Source organism: Neobacillus phoenicis (assembly GCF_047302305.1).
Lineage (GTDB): Bacteria > Bacillota > Bacilli > Bacillales > Cytobacillaceae > Neobacillus.
In genome coordinates this window covers 44,800-65,832 of sequence record NZ_CP154847.1, presented here as the reverse complement: position 1 = coordinate 65,832, position 21,033 = coordinate 44,800, and the positions used below count along the sequence as shown (strand labels likewise).

The 21,033-nt window shown below is 40.8% G+C and carries 16 protein-coding genes and 1 pseudogene; 14 read left to right on the top strand and 3 right to left on the bottom strand.

The window, feature by feature from the left end:
- The first annotated feature begins 11 nt into the window (after nt 1-11).
- The 12 genes and pseudogenes from AA0X95_RS00275 to AA0X95_RS00220 all read left to right on the top strand — a co-directional run bounded on the left by AA0X95_RS00275 (nt 12) and on the right by AA0X95_RS00220 (nt 16,557).
- Nucleotides 12-1,069, top strand: a pseudogene (locus tag AA0X95_RS00275) (aldose epimerase family protein).
- 2 nt (nt 1,070-1,071) lie between these two features.
- The gene (locus tag AA0X95_RS00270) at nt 1,072-2,064 is read left to right on the top strand and encodes a LacI family DNA-binding transcriptional regulator (protein WP_413304102.1); all 993 of its coding nucleotides are present in this window, start codon (nt 1,072-1,074) and stop codon (nt 2,062-2,064) included.
- A 335-nt stretch (nt 2,065-2,399) separates the two neighbouring features.
- The gene (locus tag AA0X95_RS00265; protein WP_413304100.1) at nt 2,400-3,401 is read left to right on the top strand and encodes a sugar-binding protein; all 1,002 of its coding nucleotides are present in this window, start codon (nt 2,400-2,402) and stop codon (nt 3,399-3,401) included.
- A complete protein-coding gene (locus AA0X95_RS00260) occupies nt 3,401-4,879 on the top strand; it encodes a sensor histidine kinase (RefSeq protein WP_413304097.1) in 1,479 nt (492 codons plus the stop codon). The genes AA0X95_RS00265 and AA0X95_RS00260 overlap by 1 nt, the downstream gene beginning before the upstream one ends.
- A complete protein-coding gene (locus AA0X95_RS00255; RefSeq protein ID WP_413304094.1) occupies nt 4,854-6,443 on the top strand; it encodes a response regulator in 1,590 nt (529 codons plus the stop codon). Before AA0X95_RS00260 ends, AA0X95_RS00255 begins: the two co-directional genes overlap by 26 nt.
- 241 nt (nt 6,444-6,684) lie before the next feature.
- The gene (gene mglB / locus AA0X95_RS00250; protein WP_413304091.1) at nt 6,685-7,746 is read left to right on the top strand and encodes a galactose/glucose ABC transporter substrate-binding protein MglB; all 1,062 of its coding nucleotides are present in this window, start codon (nt 6,685-6,687) and stop codon (nt 7,744-7,746) included.
- A 208-nt stretch (nt 7,747-7,954) separates the two neighbouring features.
- Entirely contained in the window at nt 7,955-9,460 is a 1,506-nt protein-coding gene (mglA, locus tag AA0X95_RS00245) for a galactose/methyl galactoside ABC transporter ATP-binding protein MglA (protein WP_413304088.1), read from the top strand.
- Nucleotides 9,461-9,472: 12 nt separating this feature from the next.
- Nucleotides 9,473-10,495: a galactose/methyl galactoside ABC transporter permease MglC gene (mglC, locus tag AA0X95_RS00240; protein WP_413304085.1), complete on the top strand. Its 1,023-nt coding sequence runs from the start codon at nt 9,473-9,475 to the stop codon at nt 10,493-10,495.
- A 682-nt stretch (nt 10,496-11,177) separates the two neighbouring features.
- A complete protein-coding gene (locus AA0X95_RS00235) occupies nt 11,178-12,614 on the top strand; it encodes a GntP family permease (protein ID WP_413304083.1) in 1,437 nt (478 codons plus the stop codon).
- Nucleotides 12,615-12,651: 37 nt separating this feature from the next.
- Nucleotides 12,652-13,437, top strand: coding sequence for a 3-hydroxybutyrate dehydrogenase (locus AA0X95_RS00230; protein ID WP_413304080.1), 786 nt, complete (start codon nt 12,652-12,654; stop codon nt 13,435-13,437).
- Nucleotides 13,438-13,537: 100 nt separating this feature from the next.
- Nucleotides 13,538-14,959: a sigma-54 interaction domain-containing protein gene (locus AA0X95_RS00225; RefSeq protein WP_413304078.1), complete on the top strand. Its 1,422-nt coding sequence runs from the start codon at nt 13,538-13,540 to the stop codon at nt 14,957-14,959.
- 215 nt (nt 14,960-15,174) lie between these two features.
- Nucleotides 15,175-16,557, top strand: a complete 1,383-nt coding sequence (locus AA0X95_RS00220) for an L-cystine transporter (protein ID WP_413304076.1) — start codon at nt 15,175-15,177, stop codon at nt 16,555-16,557.
- Between the two features lie 86 nt (nt 16,558-16,643).
- Here the strand turns inward: AA0X95_RS00220 and AA0X95_RS00215 are convergent, their stop codons facing one another.
- The 3 genes from AA0X95_RS00215 to AA0X95_RS00205 form a co-directional block, all read right to left on the bottom strand.
- The gene (locus AA0X95_RS00215) at nt 16,644-17,177 is read right to left on the bottom strand and encodes a phosphatase PAP2 family protein (RefSeq protein WP_413304073.1); all 534 of its coding nucleotides are present in this window, start codon (nt 17,175-17,177) and stop codon (nt 16,644-16,646) included.
- Nucleotides 17,178-17,530: 353 nt separating this feature from the next.
- Nucleotides 17,531-17,764 (bottom strand): hypothetical protein, encoded by a 234-nt coding sequence (locus AA0X95_RS00210; protein WP_413304070.1) that lies wholly within the window; start codon nt 17,762-17,764, stop codon nt 17,531-17,533.
- 132 nt (nt 17,765-17,896) lie between these two features.
- Nucleotides 17,897-18,070: a DUF3934 domain-containing protein gene (locus AA0X95_RS00205; protein ID WP_413304067.1), complete on the bottom strand. Its 174-nt coding sequence runs from the start codon at nt 18,068-18,070 to the stop codon at nt 17,897-17,899.
- A 232-nt stretch (nt 18,071-18,302) separates the two neighbouring features.
- Here AA0X95_RS00205 and AA0X95_RS00200 point away from each other — a divergent pair, with 232 nt between their 5' ends.
- Together AA0X95_RS00200 and AA0X95_RS00195 are read left to right on the top strand one after the other, a co-directional pair.
- Entirely contained in the window at nt 18,303-18,773 is a 471-nt protein-coding gene (locus tag AA0X95_RS00200) for a DinB family protein (RefSeq protein ID WP_413309773.1), read from the top strand.
- A 132-nt stretch (nt 18,774-18,905) separates the two neighbouring features.
- On the top strand, nt 18,906-20,951 hold the full coding sequence (locus AA0X95_RS00195; RefSeq protein ID WP_413304064.1) for a S8 family serine peptidase: 2,046 nt from the start codon (nt 18,906-18,908) through the stop codon (nt 20,949-20,951).
- The last annotated feature ends 82 nt before the right edge of the window (nt 20,952-21,033 follow it).

The window sequence follows — 21,033 nt, the reverse complement described above, 5'->3', positions numbered from 1 at the left end:
AGTGAGAGGAAATGGAAATACTAGAAAGATGGGTTGGTCAGTATCAGGATGAAATGGTGAGGGAATATACCCTTGTGAACGATTCAGGTATGACGGTTTCATGTCTGAATTTTGGGTGTGTGATTACAAAAATCATGGTCCCTGACCGTCAGGGGAAGTTTGAGAATGTAGTGCTTGGTTTTGAGGAATTCGAGGATTATTTGGACTTATCGCCGTATTTTGGGGCGGTTGTCGGCCGAGTTGCGGGGCGTATTCAAGGGGCTCGGTTTGAGCTGGATGGACAGGAATACCAGCTGGCAGAAAATCAGCCGCCTAACCATTTACATGGGGGAAGAAGGGCTTTAACTCTGTAATTTGGAAAACTGAAAAAATCGTGGAAGAACATGCAATTGGTCTGAGATTTTTCTATTTAAGTCCTGATGGAGATGAGGGGTACCCTGGAAACCTCGAAACAACGGTTACTTATCTTCTAAATAATAAAAATGAGCTGAGTATGATTTTCGAAGGGAATACGGACCAAAAAACGTTAGTTAATTTAAACAATCATACCTATTTTAATTTAAGCGGAAATCTGAAAAGGGATTGTTCTGAACACATTCTCCAGTTAGAAAGTGAACGTTTCTTGGAGTTAGGGGCTGATTTGATTCCGACGGGGAGATTACTATCTTCTCGAAATACACCATTTGACTTCCAGCATGGCCGGAGATTGAGTACGGGGATCCAATCCTCTCATCCACAAAATGTTCTTGTTGGAAAAGGCTACGACCATCCGCTTGTTTTTACAAAAGAGGGTAAGAATACGGTCATGTTAAGTGATGAGGAAAGTGGACGCTCATTACTGGTGACGACCAATCAGCCATGTGTCGTTGTTTATACAGCGAACCATTTAGAGGGTCCGTATTCGATATCAGGTGTTCGTGCAAGAAATTATTTAGGCGTTTGCCTGGAGACACAAGGATTTCCTGATGCCATTCATCATCCAGCATTTCCAACTGTCATCTTGGAGCCGCAGCATTTATACTATTCTACAACGACGTATCGATTTTTTGCTAATACATTAGGAGTTTGATTATGGCAACCATTAAAGATATTGCACAATTGGCGGGGGTTTCGATTGCTACCGTGTCACGAGTATTGAATTATGACACGACGCTTTCTGTCAGTGATGAAACGAAGAAGCGAATTTTTGAAGTAGCAGAGGAGCTTTCCTATAAAAAGAAGTCCGTTCGAAAACAGGAGTCAGGGAAAATTGCGCTCCTGCAATGGTACACGGAAAAAGAGGAACTCGAAGACCTGTATTATATGTCCATTCGTCTGGGCGTCGAAAACCGCTGCCGTCATCATGGACTTCAGGTGGAAAAGTACTTCCAGGACAATATTGAGGATTTAACGGAAGCAGAGGACATTCAAGGGCTTATTGCGATTGGAAAGTTCAGTAGCAAGCAAGTGAGTGAATTGGAAAAACTTACAAAGAATCTTGTATTTGTAGATACATCTCCCGATGAGGAACGCTTTGATTCGGTTGTGATTGATTTTGAGAAGGCAACGAAAAAAGTGCTGGATCATTTACTTGATAAAGGGCATAGGGAGATTGGCTATATTGGTGGAAGAGAAGTGTTTAAGGACAAGACTTCCGCAATTGAAGATGCAAGGGAGAAGACGTTTAAGCAGTATTTAGCAGAAAAGGGTTTATTGCACGAAGCGATGATGTATAGTGGCACCTTTTCCGTGGATGGTGGCCACTCGTTGATGAAGAGGGCAATCACGGAACATGGAGAACGACTGCCTACTGCCTTTTTCGCAGCGAATGATTCGATTGCTGTTGGCGCATTGCGAGCGTTGCTAGAGGAAGGAATTGCAGTTCCTGAGCGAGTGAACATTATTGGAGTTAACGATATTAGTATTTCGAAGTATGTGTTCCCTTCTTTAAGTACGGTAAAGGTATACACGGAGCTCATGGGTGAAACAGCTGTAGATACCATGCTTGAAAGAATTGAAGGCAGGAAAATCGCTAAGAAAATCTTCATAGGCACTAAGCTCATCCTACGTAATAGCAGCTTCTAAATGAAACTCACCATACCAGTGGTGGGTTTTTTGTTGTGTCGTGGGTTATTGGGTTTTGGTGGCCCGAGTCCGTGGGGCGTTTGGACAGATTAAGATAATAATAGAAAGGAATAGTCCGAATGCAGGTCAACTTCGGACAGAGAAGGAGGAAAAAGACGAAATATTGTCAGAAGGCAAGGCAACTTTGGACAGAGTAAGAGAAAAAAACAAAGAGTTGTCCGAATTCGTAGAGTCTCTCATTTTGGTACCTGACACCATATTCTTTCCATTGTCGGTTTTTGGAATGTTCCGTATAATAGCGTTAGTTAGAGTGGCATCGAGAGTGGGGAGATTGGATGAGTAAGTTATCTTTGACAGCGTATACATTTGGTATTTTGTTTTTTATAGTGAGTTGCTCCTTGTCGATTTTTTATGGATATAAGGTGGTTACCCATCATTTGCCCGTCGAGAAGAAGGTGCCTGACGCCTATAAATATCACTTTGTTCTCGTGCCGGAAGAACTAGATAACGAGTATTGGAGACTCGTTGAAAGCGGGGCAAAGGATGCCGCTAAAAAATATGGTGTGTTACTAGAATACTCGGGGCCGAAGCAGGCAAATATTGACGACCATTTAAAGACCATTGAAATGTCCGCAGCTTCTAAAGTGGATGGGATTTTAACTCAGGGATTAAGTGACGAACAATTTACCCCATTAATTAACCGTGTGATTGCTGGAGGAATTCCAGTCATCACAGTAGATACGGATGCGGCCAACAGTCTCCGTCTAGCCTATATAGGAACAGACAATTATTACTCAGGATATTTGGCAGGAAAAGCCTTAATTACCGATACGAACGGAAAAGCCAATGTGGCCATAATTACCGGGACCTTTTACGCCAACCATCAACAACAGCGTGTGAAGGGATTTCAGGACGCGGTAAAAGAAGCACCTGGAATACATATTATTGATATCCAGCAATCCGAAATCAGCACAGTAAAAGCAGCAGAAAAAGCCAATCAACTCCTAAAAGATCATCCCGAAATTAATGCATTTTATGGAACCAGTGCCCTCGACGGCATCGGAATTGCACAGGTCATTGAAAAATATAAGAAACAAAGAGAAGTCTACGTGATTGGATTTGATACACTGCCCGAAACCCTGGACTATATTCGAAGAGGAACGATCAAGGCAACCGTTGTCCAACAGCCCTATGAAATGGGATACAGAGCAGTGAAAATGATGATTGACATAATCGAAGGAAAAACAGTCTCTCAGGTTGTCCATACAGAAACAAGAATTATGAGAATAGGGGATTTACCAGTAAGCGGTATGCATAACAAGGAGGACGACAACTAATGTTATTTCGAATTCGGTCCAAATTGCTTCTTTATTTCATCGTACTGGTCGTTTTGCTATCCTCAGTCGGCTTCTTTTTTTATAAAAGCAGCGAAAATCTCGTCGTTGAATATGATGATAGTTTTGAACGTTTTCTTCTTCTCAATGATATCTCCAAAAGGACAAACTTAGTGACAGAAAAACTGCATGCGTATATTTTAGATAAGGAAGTTTCCTATTTAAGAGACTATCAACGAGAAAAGACAAAGCTCCTCAAAGATCAAAGTAGCCTTTATGAGGAACTAGATACGAATGATATCAAGCTTATAAATTATAAAAATATGATCGATAGTTTTTTGGAAGAAAGTGATGCAACTATTTTGGCCTTCCAAAAGGACGATATTAACCAATATTCTTATCATTTTAATGAAGTAATGAAAATTGCTTCCTTCCTGCAAGAAAGTACGCTAGGGCTGTTGAACAATAAGCTCACCGATTATCAAGAATTCTATAATCAGATGGAAAGGCAAAACCATTATTATAAACTCATGTCAATTTCACTTTTTGCCGCAGCCTTTTTCGTAAGCACCTTGTTGGCGTTATGGATTTCGGGGGGCATTACTAAACCAATTAGTTTGCTGTCGCAAGCGGCGAAGCAAATTTCAAAAGGCGACCTGTCCGGAGAAGATATTAAAATTACAACAAAGGATGAATTAAAGCCGTTAACCGAAACGTTCAACCAAATGCGGACAAACCTAAGACAACTAGTAACGGAAATCAAACAAAAGGGCGAATTAGATAAGCTGTTAAAAGAATTGGAGTTAAGGAGTCTCCAAAACCAGATTAATCCTCACTTCTTATTCAATACTTTGAATACGGTTTCCAAGATGGCCTATTTAGAGGAAGCAGAGCATACCTCGCGCTTGATAGAAGCCGTAGCTGCTATTCTTCGCTATAACTTAAGTGATTTCGATAAAGCCTCCACTCTAAGAGATGAAGTACGAATTGTAAAAGAGTATTTTTATATTCAACAGACTCGATTTGGTGAACGGATTCAGTTTGTCACAGAGATTGAGGAAGATTGTTTAGATATTGAAATTCCAAGTTTAATCCTTCAGCCATTAATCGAAAACGCCTTTATTCATGGTGTCGAAGCCTATGAAGCAAATGGCGAAATCCGCCTTCATATTTATCGTCATCAGGACCGAATCAATGTAGAAGTAATCGACAACGGAGATGGAATGGAGGAGTCGGTCAAAAGAAGACTGCTTCAATATGTGGATGGGATTGCGGGAGCGGAAGAACCACCTGAAAAGGCAAAAGATCATTCAAATGGAATTGGCGTCAAAAACGTAATCAGAAGACTACAGCTATTTTATCAGCGAAATGACATTGTTGAAATTGAATCAGAGCTAATGAAGGGGACCAATTTTAGACTGACCATTCCTATTGCGGCAAAAGGGGGAAGTGAGCTTGTTACGTATTCTTATAGTGGATGATGAAGTGATTGAGCGGAAAGCATTAACGAAAATTATTAACAACTCCTTAAAGGACGTAAGGGTCATTGGAGAAGCTCCAAATGGCAGGAAAGCGATAGAAATGGCTGCCGAACACAGACCTGACATTATTTTTATGGATATCAAAATGCCCGGGGTAGATGGAGTTCAAGCAGTTAAGGAAATTAGAAAAATGGACCCAGGAATCCGTTTTATCATGGTTTCTGCATTTAATACTTTTGAATACGCCAAAGAAGTGATGCAGCAGGGGGTGAAAGAATACATCCTAAAACCGAGCAGTAAACAAGATATTTTGGAAGCTGTGGAACGGGTCTCTAGTGAAATTTTAGAGGAACGGAAGGTGATAGAAGAACAGCAAAGTTTAAGAGAAAACCTGGAGCGTGCTGTATCCATCGCACAAAAAGAGTGGGTGTCTTCTTTATTAGTGAATTCTGTTCAAGATATTACGTTTGAGGAATGGGGTCAATTATTAGGGGTGGAAATTACCTCTGGATATATTATGCTTCTCTCCATGCAGCCTACAGGACATGCCGAACTGTTTGCCAGCGACAAACAGAACTGGTATAGGTGGTTGAAAGAGATTCAGAAAGTAGTAGGGAAAAATGAAGAAATGATGATTGGACCTCTTACGGATTCCCAAGTGCCTGTTTTATTTTTATGTAAAAAGACAGCCGAGAAAATCAACTTTAAAACAAGTGCACAGGCGATTATTGAAAGGTTGCACAGTCTTTTTCAAAAAGAGTCTTTTCCTGCAGAGTTGCGAATTGGAGTGGGTCTTCCCTACAATCAAGCACATGAGCTAAATCAATCCTATCATGAAGCCGTATTAGCTCTAAAGCAATTGTTAAAAACACCGAATCGCAAGTATATCATTGGTGTTAAGCAAGGGTCATCTCCAGAATCCGTGGAATCTGGTGTACTAGAGGTGGAGAAAAAATTGCTAGAGGCAGTTCGTCAGGGGGATGTGAATCAGGTTTTATACATATTTGATACATTCGTGGCCAAGCATGCTGACAATAAGAACGTGAAGACAGCGCTGGTGAAAAAGTCCTTTGAGGAGTTGTTTATTCTCATCTCACGTATGCTTCACGATTTAGGAATAAGCTATGAACGAACTCCTGCAATCGACGAGTCGGAAGATAGTAGGGTGATTTTTGAAAAAGGGAAAGCCCATTTATTATCTGTTGTCCATCAAGTTCAGGTGTGGAGAAATAATCATGCTAAGGGTATGCTGCATAAAGCCAAGGAATATATTGAGAAGTATTTTGCTGATTCCATTACGTTAGAATCAGTGGCTGAATTTGTGGAACTGAGCCCGTACTATTTAAGTAAGTTATTTAAAGATCGTTTTGGAATGACTTTTATTGATTATCTAACAGAAATAAGAATCCAGCACGCCAAAACGGCGATTGTTGATCCGGGAAAAAGCTTAAAGGAAATATGCTACTCCGTTGGCTACAAAGACCCGAATTACTTCAGCCGTGTCTTCAAAAAGCAAACCGGCTTATCTCCATCAGAATTCCGGAAAGCAACGGTTAGTCTATAAAATTTCAATGAAAGGCCGACTCCAAAAGCAAAGGAGCCGGCCTTTCATTTTTTTAAAAAAATAGGAGATTATTATCAGGTAAATGCAACCGTTTGCAAAATAGTCTAGGTATTCACAAAAATGTGCTATAGATTGGAACTATTGCCGTAATTCTCCGGATGCTAACATATGTGTAAGGGCTTACACGCAGGCTGGTTAAGCACCGTTAGTCTTTATCAAAAGGAAAAAGGAGAATGATCACATGCTTAAGAAGAAAAAAGGTTTGGTTCTATCTTTAACAGTTGCATCTAGTATTCTATTAGCCGCAGGCTGCAGCAGCTCAACAAGCGGTTCTGATTCTGGCAAAGGTAAGGACGGCGGTCTACCGGCTGTTGGTGCAACCATCTACAAATTTGATGACAACTTCATGTCCTATGTACGTCGTGCAATGGAAGATTCAGCAAAAGGTAAAGTAAACCTTATGCTAAATGACTCACAAAACGACCAGGCAAAACAAATCGAGCAAGTAGATACATTGATTGCAAAGGGTGCAAAATCTCTAGCTATTAACCTTGTAGATCCTAAAGCAGCTCAAACCATTATTGACAAAGCAAAACCAAAGAATATTCCAGTTATCTTCTTCAATAAAGAGCCAGATGCAAGTGTTTTGAAAGGATATGACAAAGCTTACTATGTAGGAACAACTTCCTCTGAATCTGGTGTACTCCAAGGTCAATTGATTGCAAAAGCTTGGGAAGCGAACAAAGATAAGTGGGACAAAAACGGTGACGGCAAACTTCAATACGTACTATTAAAAGGTGAGCCAGGACACCCAGATGCAGAAGCACGTACTAAATATGCAGTTGATACTGTAAAAGAAAAAGGTATCCAAGTAGAAGAATTAGCAATGGATACAGCGATGTGGGATGCAACAAAAGCAACCGAAAAAATGGATGCTTGGTTAGCAAAATACAGTGACAAAATCGAATTTGTTATCGCAAACAACGATGGTATGGCATTAGGTGCGATTGCATCACTTGAAAAGGGTGGATACTTCTCCGGCGACAAGTTCATGCCAGTTGTAGGTGTTGACGCGATTCCTGAAGCATTAGAAATGATTGAAAAAGGCAAGATGGTTGGTACCGTGTTAAATGACGCGAAAAACCAAGGTAAAGCAACAATTGAGCTTGCAACTAATGCTGCAAACGGCAAAGACGTATTAGATGGAACAGAGTGGAAGCTTGACGACAAGAAAGCGGTTCGTGTTCCTTACGTTGAAGTAACAAAAGACAACATCCAAGTTGGTAAAGACGCATATAAATAAGATTTCGCAGAAGCGCCTGTCCAGGGTTGATGACCGTCAGCCCCCGGCGCTCTTCGAACGAAGGAAAGGAATATTCTTTTCCTTCGTTCGGGGTATTGCTGCCACGATTTGGAGCGGGACACCGCAACATTGAAATTGTTATATAAAAGAGGGATGCACTTCGCAGGTGCTACTCATATTTTTAAATAGTTAGTAAGGAGGTTCGCTCATGTCAGAATCCAGTACTATCAATCTATTAGAAATGCTCAATATCACAAAAAGATTCCCGGGAGTACTTGCATTGGACAATGTTTCCTTGAAAGTGAAACCCGGCTCCGTACATGCCTTGATGGGCGAAAATGGTGCAGGAAAATCCACATTAATGAAATGCCTATTCGGCATTTACTCGATGGATGAAGGTAAAATTCTGTTTGATGGAAAAGAAGTTTCCTTTGCCAATTCCAAGCAGGCACTTGAAAACGGCGTTTCCATGGTGCACCAAGAACTAAACCAAGTACGCCAGCAAAATGTAATGGATAATCTCTGGCTGGGGCGTTATCCGAAAAAAGGTATTTTCGTTGATGAAAAGAAAATGTATGAGGATACAGCAGCTATTTTTAAGAGTCTAGATATCAATATTGACCCACGGAGCAAGGTGAGCACGTTATCCGTTTCAGAAATGCAAATGGTGGAAATTGCAAAAGCTGTTTCTTATCATTCAAAAATCATCGTAATGGACGAACCGACCTCCTCTTTAACAGAGACAGAGGTAAATCATCTCTTCAGAATCATTCGGAAGCTTCAGAATGAGAATGTGGCAATCATCTATATTTCTCACAAAATGGAGGAAATCCTGAAAATCTCTGATGAAGTGACGATCATGCGTGACGGTCAGTATATTGCGACGAAGAGCTCGAAAGAATTAACAACGGATGAAATCATCAAGCTGATGGTAGGTCGTGATTTATCACAGCGCTTCCCAGCGAAGGTTAACGAACCAGGAGAAAAGATTTTAAAGGTTTCTGATTTTACAGCGGAAACACAGCCTTCTTTTTCAAATATTAACTTCGAGCTTCGTAAAGGTGAAATCTTAGGGATTGCTGGATTAGTAGGATCCAAGCGGACAGAGGTTGTTGAGGCGTTATTTGGAATTCGCGGAATCTCATCAGGGACGATTGAATTACACGGAAAGGTGATTCAAAACCATTCACCACAGCATGCCATTAGAAACGGCTTTGCACTCGTTACGGAAGAAAGAAGATCAACGGGAATCTTCCCAGAACTAAGTATCAGCTTTAACTCGATTATTTCTAACATGAAGCAATATAAAACAAAAAGTGGTTTCCTATCTGACAAGAAGGTAGAACACGATACACAATGGGTGATTGATTCCATGAAGGTAAAAACCCCTTCGCAAAAAACGTCCATTGGCAGTCTTTCAGGGGGGAACCAGCAAAAGGTTATCATCGGGCGCTGGCTTTTAACCAAACCGGATATTTTATTACTGGATGAACCGACACGTGGAATCGATGTAGGGGCTAAGTTTGAAATCTACCAGTTAATCAATGAATTAGCGGCAGAAGGTAAGGGGATTATTATGATTTCTTCTGAAATGCCAGAGCTTCTAGGTGTAACCGATCGAATTTTAGTTATGAGTAATGGTAAAGCAGCAGGTATCGTTGAAACAGCTAAAACGTCGCAAGAAGAAATCATGCGATTAGCAGCTTTGTATTAGGAGGAGATGCATATGAAAAATTCAGCTACACAAAAAGGCAGTATAACTAAACTGCTCTTTGATAATGTGATTTATGTCTTTTTAATCCTACTCGTTATTGGAATCGTAATCGCTTCTCCTGACTTTCTTTCAGTTACAAACTTGATAAATATTCTAAGTCAATCCTCCTCCCGTATTATCATTGCACTTGGGATGGCAGGAATCCTGATTACAGCTGGTACGGACTTATCCGCTGGACGGATGGTCGGACTTGCAGCGGTTGTATCAGCATCTATGCTGCAGGCAGGGGATTACGCTTATAAAATGTATCCTAATTTGCCAGAGTTACCGTTGATTGTTCCGATTATTATTGCAATGATTGCAACAGGTTTAATTGCTACATTAAATGGTGTGATTGTTGCAAAATTACATGTACCTCCTTTCATTGCGACGTTAGGGATGATGATCGGGGTTTATGGTATTACGTCTATTTACTTTGACCGTCCTCCATATGGCGCACAGCCAATCGGTGGATTAAGCGAAAAGTTTACGACATTTGCTCAACGTGGGATTCCAGTTGGTTCCTATGAAATTCCGTATCTCGTTATTTATGCCATTATTGCTACTGTTGTTATATGGGTTATTTGGAATAAGACGCAACTTGGAAAAAATATGTATGCAATCGGGGGCAACCCAGAAGCAGCAAAGGTTTCCGGTGTTAACGTAGCAAGAAATCTAATTATCATCTACATGATCGCAGGTCTTTTATATGGATTCTCTGGTACGCTTGAAGCGGGTCGTGTAGGTAGTGCGACGAACAACACAGGTAACATGTACGAACTAGATGCCATCGCAGCCTGCGTAGTCGGTGGGGTATCTTTATCAGGTGGTATTGGAACGGTACCGGGCGTTGTTACTGGTGTTCTTATATTCCAAATCATCAACTACGGTCTAGCTTTCCTTGGAGTTAGCCCATACATCCAATTTATCGTTAAAGGCCTAATCATCGTTGTAGCGGTTGCTTTTGACATGAGAAAGCACGCGAAAAAGAAATAAGAGAGATTCTTAGGGCAGTCCTTTTGTGGGGCTGCTCTTTTGGTGGGAGCATCTTTGGGTGTCAGGTACGACTCGTACCTGACACCTTTTGCGTGGGGTGACTAGTGCCCGTGTATGGGGAAAAAGAGAGAGAATGGTAACTAGTCGTTGCGACTAGTGCCCATTCAAGAGGAAAAAAGTGTTAAGCGGTAACTAGTCCGAATGCCTAAAGCATGTGTGATTTAAAGAAAAAAGTGATTCGCTGATAAATGTCCCCGATTCGCTGATAAACTCTCAAATTCGCTGATATATTTGTATATTCGCTGATAAGTATACAAAAACCGCTGATAAAGGGATTTGATCCACTAGTAATTCTTAAATTCGATAAATTTAAGTGAGTTTTATAGAATTTTAAAAAAAAGAACTCGATTTAACGGACAAGATTCCGTAAAAACGGAAAATTCCGTAATAGCGGAATCGTATTCTAGTGAATATTCCGTAAAAACGGAAAGTAGTTTAAGAGAATAGGAGTGTTTATTTTATTACTAACGTGAAAAAGCGTTAAACCCTAATGTTAAAGTAAATTATTTAAAAATTAATAATTTTGGCACAAAAATTGCAAGTATATAAGCGAGCTTCAAATTGAAAACGCTTACCTAATGAGAGACAGAAGCTTATCCAAATTATTCAAAGGGGGATTTTCATGCAATTATTTATCATTCTTTTGTCGCTTGGGCTATTAATGTTCGTTGCGTACCGTGGTTTCTCTGTTATTCTATTTGCTCCGCTCTGCGCACTTTTAGCCGTTTTACTGGTTGACCCAAGCCATGTTTTACCGTTTTTCTCAGGTGTGTTTATGGAAAAAATGGTCGGATTCATTAAATCTTATTTTCCCGTCTTTTTACTTGGAGCAATTTTTGGAAAAGTAGTTGAAATGTCAGGCATCGCAGAATCCATTGCAAAAACAATTGTTCGTTGGGTTGGTGCGAAACGTGCCATGCTCACCATCATTTTACTAGGTGCTATTTTAACCTATAGCGGCGTAAGCTTATTCGTAGCTGTATTTGCCATTTATCCATTTGCCGCTCAAATGTTTAGAGAAGCAAACATTCCAAAACGTTTAATCCCGGGAACCATCGCTCTTGGTGCTTTTACCTTTACGATGGATGCTTTACCAGGTACACCACAAATCCAAAACGTTATACCAATTAACTTCTTTAAAACTGATATCTACGCTGCACCAACACTTGGGATTATCGGAGCCATCTTCGTCTTGGGTCTAGGACTTCTCTATCTAGAAACTAGAAGAAAAAAGGCAGAAAAAGCTGGCGAAGGCTACTATGGCTTTGGCACAGAAAATGCATCTGCTTTGGAACTGGCTAAATCAGAGGAAAAAGAAGTTTTGCCAGATTTAACGTCCCAACAATCTGTTTTACGCCAAATCATGGCGTTTGTGCCTCTAGTGCTTGTAGGAGTGACTAATAAACTATTCATTACCTACATACCTAAATGGTATCCGAATGGGTTTGATTTTTCGGCGATCGGCTTAAAAGCATATACAGTAGATGTAACAGCAGTTGCTGCTATTTGGGCAGTTGAGCTGGCACTAGTAGTCGGGATTGTTACATCCCTTGCTTTTGATTGGAAGCGTGTAACCGTGAACTTTAAAGAAGGTTTAAACCTAAGTATTGCTGGAGCGTTACTTGCGACCATGAATACCGGTGCAGAATACGGTTTTGGTGGCGTTATTTCTTCTCTTCCAGGGTTCACAAAAATCAGTGATGCGATTTCAAGTACATTTACTAATCCGCTTGTTAACGGTGCTGTCACGACGAGTTCCCTTGCTGGTATTACTGGATCGGCATCTGGGGGAATGGGGATTGCCCTTGGTGCGATGGCGGATAAGTATAATCAAGCGATTGCTGCAGCAAATATTCCTCCTGAAGTTATGCACCGTGTGGTAGCGATGGCATCGGGTGGTATGGATACACTGCCGCACAATGGAGCCGTTATTACCCTGCTAGCTGTTACAGGTTTGACTCATAAGCAGTCCTATCGTGACATCTTCGCAGTAACCGTCATTAAAACAGTAGCCGTATTCTTTGTTATTGCGATCTACTCGATGTTTAACATCATTTAATGCTTCATTATTGAATAGCTTTTAAGGAGGATCTCGTATGAAACAGTCATTAGAAGGAAAAACAGCATTTATTACTGGATCTGCAAGTGGAATTGGGTTAGAAATCGCAAAAACTTTTGTACAAGAAGGTGCAAAAGTCGTAATTTCCGATTTAAACGCGGTCAAGAGTGAACAAGTGGCTGCTGAGTTAAGAGAGCAAGGTTTTGAAGCACTAGCTGCTCCGTGTGATGTAACGGATGAAGAAGCTTTTAAGAATAGCCTAGAGCTTGCTTACCAGACATTTGGCAGTATCGATATTTTAGTGAATAATGCTGGGATGCAGTATGTGTCTCCAATTGAGGAGTTTCCGACTGAAAAGTTCGAGTTACTTGTCAAAATCATGTTAACCGCCCCGTTTATCGGCATCAAGCATGTTTTTCCACTCATGAAAAAACAAGGCTTTGGCAGAGTTATCAATATGGCTTCCATTAATGGGGTGATCGGCTTCGCTGGGAAAGCAGCTTACAACAGTGCGAAACACGGAGTCATTGGTTTAACGAAGGTAGCGGCATTAGAGGGAGCTGCGGATGGGATTACGGTAAATGCATTATGCCCAGGTTACGTCGATACTCCGCTTGTGAGAAACCAACTTGGGGATTTGGCGAAAACCCGAAATGTTAGCTTGGATCGTGTCCTTGAAGAAGTGATTTATCCGCTTGTTCCACAGAGAAGGCTATTATCTGTTTCGGAAATTGCGGATTATGCGGTCTTTTTAGCAAGTGACAAGGGAAGAGGAATCACCGGTCAGGCAGTCATCCTGGATGGTGGCTATACAGCTCAATAATGTAAAAAGGGGTCAGGAACCATATATTTGTGGGGTCTGACCCCTTTGTCAGTATATTTGGTATAATTAATATATCTAGTGTGGTAAGGGTGGGAAAAGAATGTACCGAGGATTTGAGAATATCCCCTATAATTGGCATGAGCAAATTATTAATCTATTAGCGGAACGAATTGTAGTGGTGGATCGCGAGGGTATTATTCTTTATATTAATGAGGCTTATTGTGAGTTTTTGGGGACGACAGTGGAGGATGCCATTAACCGGCCTGTGGAAGAGGTCATTGAAAATACCCGCATGCATATCGTTGCCAATACAGGACAAAAGGAGCTTGCTTCGTTGCACCCCATCAATGGTAGTGAAATGATTGCTAACCGGTACCCTCTCATCGTGGATGGAGAGAGAGTCGGTGCTCTGGGAACCGTCATGTTCCGAACACCAGAGGAATGGCGGATGTATAAAACGAAAATACAAAGACTTGTAGAAGAACTGAAATATTATAAAACAAAAGTTGAAAAAGAATTGAAAAGTAAGTACCAATTCACCGATTTAATTGGAAATAGCCCTGCTTTTTTAGCAGCTAAAAAACTGGCAGAGAGAATATCTGAGAGCCACTCATCCGTTTTGTTGATAGGAGAATCCGGGACGGGTAAAGAGTTATTTGCCCACGCTATACATAATAATAGTATGCGAGAATCTATGCCCTTTGTGGCCATCAACTGCGCTTCAATTCCTGAACATTTACTAGAATCGGAGCTGTTTGGGTATGAAGAGGGTGCTTTTACAGGTGCAAAAAAAGGAGGCAAGAAAGGGCAGTTTGAAATAGCAAACAATGGGACTCTTTTTTTAGATGAAATTGGGGACATGCCCCTTGCGATGCAAAGCAAACTTTTGCGGGTGTTGCAGGAAAAAGAGGTGCAGCGGGTCGGAGCTCAAAAATCCATTCCTGTTGATGTTCGAATTATTGCAGCGACGCATCGCAATTTAGAAAAGCTGGTGGAGGAAGGAAAGTTTCGTCAAGATTTATATTATCGATTGTATGTCATAAAAATAGAAATCCCCCCTCTGAGAAAAAGAAGGGAGGATATTCCGCACATCTCTAGCAATTTATTAAAAAAGCTGGAGAAGAAATTTTACCGTAAAGGGATAGAGCTTTCTCCTGAGGTAAAAGAAAGACTCATGCAGCATTCCTGGCCAGGGAACATTCGCGAACTTGAGAATGTTCTCGAGCGGACGATTAATGTCCTAGATGGGAAGACCATTGAAGTCGTGCACTTGCCATTATATTTACGTGACTTGGAGACGGAGAGTACCTCTAAGAATGATTCCCAAACGGTTAGCATTGAGCCAATGCAATTCACTCCGGCACCGATTGCCCCTTTAAAAGAAGTGTTGGCACAGGCCGAAAGGAAAGCCATTCTAAACGCGTTGGACGTTACTAATGGAAATAAACAAGAAGCCGCCAAACTCCTGGAAATAGGAAAAACCAGCTTCTACGAAAAATGCAAAACATATGAGATAAAATAGCAGGGTGTCAGGCACTGCTCGTGGACAAATGTCCACGTACGGTGCCTGACACCTTTTTTTCGTGAATGGTATTTAATGTCCTGACAGTACATATGTATGTAATATCAAACGTTTGATGATTTTAAAGCTGTTGATGGATTGTTCATTTGTAATTCCGACTTGACTCATTGGAATGTATGTGTTGGAAAATTTTACAAAACTAGAGGAGGAGTAAAATGAACGCCCTTCTTATCATCATTAATATCCTCGTTTTGTTTGCGCTCATGTTTGGTTTGTTTATGATGCAAAAGAAACACGTCTCTTTTTCTAAACGTGTTTTTACAGCATTAGGCTTAGGTATTATTTTTGGTTTTATCATCCATCTGATTTATGGCACCACACATGAAGTGACAACAGGGTCCATCGATTGGTTTAACATTGTAGGATATGGTTATGTTAAGTTGCTGCAAATGGTGGTTATGCCGCTGGTTTTCATTAGTATCGTTGCCGCTTTTACTAAGTTAAAATTAACCAAAAATATCGGGAAGATTAGCTTTCTTGTGATTGGAATTTTATTAGGAACAACGGCTATTTCTGCAGCCGTTGGTGTTGGATCCGCCTTAGGGTTTGGCCTTGACGGAATCCAGTTAAACGCAGGAGATGCCGAGAAAGCTAGGAATGCTCAGCTTGAGGAAAGAGTGGCTGGTGTGGAAAATATGACATTGCCACAGCAGATTATTGAGTTAATTCCGAGTAATCCATTTCAGGATTTAACAGGAGCACGGCCGACATCTACGATTGCCGTGGTTATCTTCGCTGTCTTTATTGGGATTGCCTATCTAGGAGTCAAACGGAAGGAATCTGAGCACGGCGAGTTTTTCGCCCGGATTATAGATACTGCGTACTCGATTGTCATGAGGGTAGTAACATTGATTCTTCGCCTCACACCGTATGGCATTTTAGCAATTATTACAAGGGTGACCGCCACAAGTGATTATGAAGCGATTGCTAAATTAGGGAAGTTTGTAGTTGCTTCCTATGTGGCGCTAATCGTTATGTTTATTGTCCATCTATTACTCTTATCGTTTGTTAAACTAAACCCGAGGAATTATGTAAAAAAGGGACTTCCTACCTTAACCTTTGCCTTTACTTCACGTACAAGTGCGGGAACGTTACCAATGACGATCAAAACACAGACAAAAGACTTGGGCGTTTCTGAAGGGATAGCGAACTTTGCAGGGTCATTCGGACTTTCCATTGGTCAAAACGGCTGTGCGGGGATTTACCCAGCCATGCTAGCCGTTATGGTTGCTCCAGCAGCAGGGGTCGATCCAACCAGTTTCTCCTTTATTCTTACACTCATTTTGGTCGTTGCAATTAGCTCCTTTGGTGTTGCTGGTGTCGGCGGTGGTGCTACTTTTGCAGCCCTCATCGTCCTTTCTATTATGAATCTGCCAATTGCGATTGTCGGTTTGCTCATCTCAGTAGAGCCACTCATTGACATGGGCCGTACAGCACTAAATGTCAGCGGGGCCATGACTGCAGGCGTACTAACAAGCAAAGCAACAGGAGAATTCGACCAAGAAACCTACCAACAACCAAATATCGTAGAGGCATAAGAATTTGAAGGTGTCAGGCACCGCAAGTGTCCGTTGTGTGAGGACAAATGTTTTTTCGTGGTGCCTGACACCATAAATTGTATTTCTCAGATACATAGAATGCAAAAGGTGATAACTCCAGTTAGTGTTCCGAGGAAGGCACCTGCTAGGACGTCTGATGGATAGTGCAGGCCGAGGTAAATTCTTGAAATGCCTACGAGTATCGCTATGGGTATTAAGAAAAAAGATAAGTGTGGAACGAATAAGATGTAGGGAATTACAACGGAGAAAATTGCGGTTGTATGCCCTGAAGGAAATGAGTGGTCTTGCAAAGGGTTTTCATGAGTTTTTGTTTTTTCAATTTTTACATAGGGTCTTTTTCTAGGAAGGATCTCTTTTAAGATATGGACAGGTATATGACTCGCAGATAAAGCTAGTGCACTGCAGATGGCCGTTAATTGGGCCTCGCCTGTCGATAAAAGAATGAGAAACAGCGTCGATGCAATGGTAAAATCTGCTCCTCCCAACCGTGTAATAATCCGGAAAAAGAAATTTAGCAGCTTTTTATCAAAATGACGATTAACCTTCTGTAGCACTCGACAATCAAAACCATAAAATATTTCCAGCCACTCTCTAGTCATTTTCCGCCCCCCTTTACTTTATTGTATTAAAAATAAAGAGGGGTTTTCTTAACCTGATGTTAAGAGCGTGTAAAGATTATATATAGTTAAATCTCGGATATACAGCAATGTTGCAAAGTGTAACGTAGAAAGGTTCTACGTGCCCCAAACAGAAAAAGGAAGAGGTGAAGGGTAACGTAGAAAGGTTCTAGGTGCCCCCCCAAACAGAAAAAGGAACGAGTAAACGGTCACGTAGGAAGAACCTACGTGACCAATGTGACGAAATATTACTCTATGTAGAGAGCTAAATTTGGAGTAATACCTAAAACAACACCAATCATTAAGAAAGCAACAGTAGAATAAAGGTAACAAACCTATTGTCCAAAGAACCCTAAAGCATATTTAATACCTTCTTCAATCTCGCTTGTTTCATACCCTTGTAAATCCTCATGGGTAATTTCTAATTTGGTTCTTGTTAATGAATACCCGCTATCTAAGTTAATATCGAGCAGTACATCATAGCCATTTGCTGATGCCGTAATATCAATAATGTCATAATCGCGTATCGCGGTTCCAGTTTCATATTCCAAAGGCTCAAGATCGGACATTACAAATACCTCCTAAGTTGGTTATATCGTTCATTATCATTTCCAACAAAATGAGTATTCATCAAAGATTCTAAATGAGAATTACTGGCACGTATCCATCACACCGTCTACCAATCAAAAAGGTTAAGGCAACTATTTATCGGAAGATTGATCAGCATTTTTTGCATCCGCCGCTCTTTTAGTCCCTTTGCTGACATAGGGCTTGGCGCTTTTTGCTTTATTAGCACTAGTTTGCCAACGGTTCCAGCCTTTCTTACCTGTACCCCTACCTATTCCACTTTTCGCTTTTGCTTTCGGCTTACTCATCTAACCACTCCAGTTTATTAATAAAAATTTATATATGTCGTTGGTTAGTTTAACACGATTTAGCGTGAATACATAATTACACCGTAATTAAAGGGTTTTCTTCAAAAAAGTCGAATAGTAGTATTGTATTATTTTTCCAATCGGAGGGATAGGATTGAATTTTGATAATCAAACATTATATGTAATAGATCAAAAAGAAGGCTTAGGTTTGGAATTTAGTAAATTGGTATCCATGATGAACTATACCAGGCAGACAACCTTAGATGCAGTAAAAGACTTAACCGTAGAAGAACTAGATTTTCTTTTTGATGAGGAAGCTAATTCCATTGGAATGCTATTAGCACACATGGCTTCGGTTGAAAAAACATACCAGATTGTAACTTTTGAAAATCGTGATCTTACAGAGGAAGAGGAAAGTGCTTTTAATCCCGCTTTAGATTTAGGGAAGAATGCTAGAGAGCAGATTAAAGGGAACTCGCTTGAGTTTTATCTGGAGCAATTAGAACAGGTAAGAAGTGAGACAATCGAAACGTTTAAAACGCTGCCAGACGAATGGCTATTTGAACAAGCTCCGTTTTGGTGGGATCGTCCCGCTAATAATTTCTTCAAATGGTTTCATGTGTTTGAAGATGAGTTGAGTCACAGAGGGCAAATACGCCTGATTAAAAAAATGATTCGTAAGCGTATTTTCGGATCGTCATGATTAAATACAGAAGTGCTATATGCCATAGTCCAAATCCAATCATTCTTTTCTTGTTTTCTACTGAAACTAGCTTTCCATTCTACTTTTGTTCTACTATACTAATAAAAAAGTAGATTAGAAGGAGAGTTAATTTTGCGAATTTTCAGGTATATGTATATTTTAGTATTGGGCCTAGTGTTCTTCTTTGGATTCTGTCAACCTTCTCTTTCTGCATCTGCGGAGGAAAATGTTCGGATACTGGTTAAGTACAAAAATAGTGAGGTCAGTCCTCTTTCCATTCATGAAAAACGTCTCGGTAAAATTGATGTGGTAAAGACTACCAAAGATAAAGTTGATCGTAAAATAAAAGAACTCGAGGCAAGTCCTCTTGTCGAGTATGCTGAAGTTGACCAAATTGCCTTTACACAAGGAACTGTTCCAAATGATCCTAATTTTACTGATCAGCAAAAGGTCTTTAACGTCTTAAAGGTAGAGGAGGCATGGAGCAATTATCACCCTACACAAGAGGTGGTTGTTGCTGTTATTGATTCAGGTGTTGATTTGGACCATCCTGATTTACGTGACACACTGGTAGAAGGAACCAATATAATTCAACCAAGCCTTCCGCCAATCGATATCGATGGTCATGGTACTCATGTAGCAGGTCTGGTTGGGGCGACTACTGGCAATGGGATAGGATTGTCTTCTATAGCCAAACAAGTCAAAATCATGCCCATTAAAGTCATCGAGCACGATACTGGATACATGTCTGATGTCGTAAAAGGAATACTTTATGCGGTTGATCATGGTGCAACGATTATAAATTTAAGTCTTGGGAGCTTGAATAATATGCAAGCTTTACAGGATGCCATTGACTACGCAGAGTCAAAAAATGTTTTGATTATTGCTGCTGCTGGTAACGAAGGAAAGAACCAAGTGATGTACCCGGCGGCATACGAAGAAGTTATTTCCGTTGGTAGTGTGGACACGAACACGCTTCAGCGGGCATCGTTTTCAAACTATGGGAGCTATGTAGATGTATACGTACCAGGGACGGGGATCTGGAGTACCTTCATGAACGATGATTATACGCTCATGGATGGAACAAGTATGTCCTCTGGGATTGTTAGTTCCGTAGCAGCGATGCTAAAGCGACAGGCGCCTTTTTTAACAGCGGAGCAAATTAGAACATTAATAGAAGGCTCGCTCACTGCTAGCGGCCAAGAAAAGCTGGTTAACACAGCAAGAGCGCTGCAGCTTATTGATACTTATCAACGTTTGTATGGTGCAACTAGTATGGAAACGTCCATTGAAATTTCGAAACAAGGTTGGGCAAAGCTACCAGCAAAGACGTTAACCATTCATAATAAAAGTCTAACAGGTACGTTTGTGATTATAGCAACAGCTGATACATTTCCCGATAGCCTAGTTGCCGCTCCACTTGCAACCTACCTTGATAGCCCGATTCTCCTGGTGAAGCATCAACAGGTAACGGAAGAACTAAAGGCTGAACTACAGCGGATAAACCCAGATTATATCGCCGTTATTGGTGGAGAAAATGCCATTCCACTGAATGTTGAGGCACAGCTTCATGAGCTGGGGATGGAAACGGTCCGTCTCGCAGGAAGCACGCGGTACGAGACAGCGGTTGTCGTCAATCAAGCAATTCCGTTTGCGACAAATAAAGCGTTTGTTGTTTCAGGTGAAAATTATCCTGATGCACTATCAGTTGCCTCGTATAGTGGCAAGCTTCAGTATCCACTTTTGTTTACAAGATCGGCTTTTATTCCTGATCAAGTGAAAGCGTACTTAAGTGACAAGGCAATAACAAAGACGTATGTAATTGGTGGCGAAATGGTCATTGGGAATGCAGTGTTTGCATCTCTACCTAGTCCACATCGAATTGATGGGGGAACACGTTTTGAAACGAATTATAATGTACATCGGACGTTCGGAGATGAGGAAAATACAACATTGCCGCTCTACTTTGCGACAGGGTTAAATTTTCCTGATGCGTTAGCGGTCGGTCCATTAGCAGCTCGTACCGGAAGTCCGGTGATTCTAGTGCCACAAATAGAACCTGAATCTGTGAAAAAAGTAACAGATTTATTTTCCACAAAAAATTATTATGTCCTTGGCGGTAACCAAGCTATTTCAACGGAAACCGCTTGGCTTATGGATAGATTCTTATCAAAATAGTAGTCTCCCATATGGGAGACTACTTTTTTGTCAAAACTAGTTGACTAATTAAATACTAAACTAGTAAAATTTACATATTCTC

What these genes read in the sequence shown, in the direction of transcription:
- AA0X95_RS00210 (WP_413304070.1), bottom strand. Translation starts at nt 17,764, where the DNA reads ATGTCCGATCTTGAGCCTTTGGAATATGAAACTGGAACCGCGATACGC.
- AA0X95_RS00235 (WP_413304083.1), top strand. Translation starts at nt 11,178, where the DNA reads ATGCAATTATTTATCATTCTTTTGTCGCTTGGGCTATTAATGTTCGTT.
- AA0X95_RS00220 (WP_413304076.1), top strand. Translation starts at nt 15,175, where the DNA reads ATGAACGCCCTTCTTATCATCATTAATATCCTCGTTTTGTTTGCGCTC.
- mglB (WP_413304091.1), top strand. Translation starts at nt 6,685, where the DNA reads ATGCTTAAGAAGAAAAAAGGTTTGGTTCTATCTTTAACAGTTGCATCT.
- AA0X95_RS00215 (WP_413304073.1), bottom strand. Translation starts at nt 17,177, where the DNA reads ATGACTAGAGAGTGGCTGGAAATATTTTATGGTTTTGATTGTCGAGTG.
- AA0X95_RS00265 (WP_413304100.1), top strand. Translation starts at nt 2,400, where the DNA reads ATGAGTAAGTTATCTTTGACAGCGTATACATTTGGTATTTTGTTTTTT.
- AA0X95_RS00200 (WP_413309773.1), top strand. Translation starts at nt 18,303, where the DNA reads ATGATGAACTATACCAGGCAGACAACCTTAGATGCAGTAAAAGACTTA.
- AA0X95_RS00260 (WP_413304097.1), top strand. Translation starts at nt 3,401, where the DNA reads ATGTTATTTCGAATTCGGTCCAAATTGCTTCTTTATTTCATCGTACTG.
- AA0X95_RS00205 (WP_413304067.1), bottom strand. Translation starts at nt 18,070, where the DNA reads ATGAGTAAGCCGAAAGCAAAAGCGAAAAGTGGAATAGGTAGGGGTACA.
- mglA (WP_413304088.1), top strand. Translation starts at nt 7,955, where the DNA reads ATGTCAGAATCCAGTACTATCAATCTATTAGAAATGCTCAATATCACA.
- AA0X95_RS00270 (WP_413304102.1), top strand. Translation starts at nt 1,072, where the DNA reads ATGGCAACCATTAAAGATATTGCACAATTGGCGGGGGTTTCGATTGCT.
- AA0X95_RS00225 (WP_413304078.1), top strand. Translation starts at nt 13,538, where the DNA reads ATGTACCGAGGATTTGAGAATATCCCCTATAATTGGCATGAGCAAATT.
- mglC (WP_413304085.1), top strand. Translation starts at nt 9,473, where the DNA reads ATGAAAAATTCAGCTACACAAAAAGGCAGTATAACTAAACTGCTCTTT.
- AA0X95_RS00230 (WP_413304080.1), top strand. Translation starts at nt 12,652, where the DNA reads ATGAAACAGTCATTAGAAGGAAAAACAGCATTTATTACTGGATCTGCA.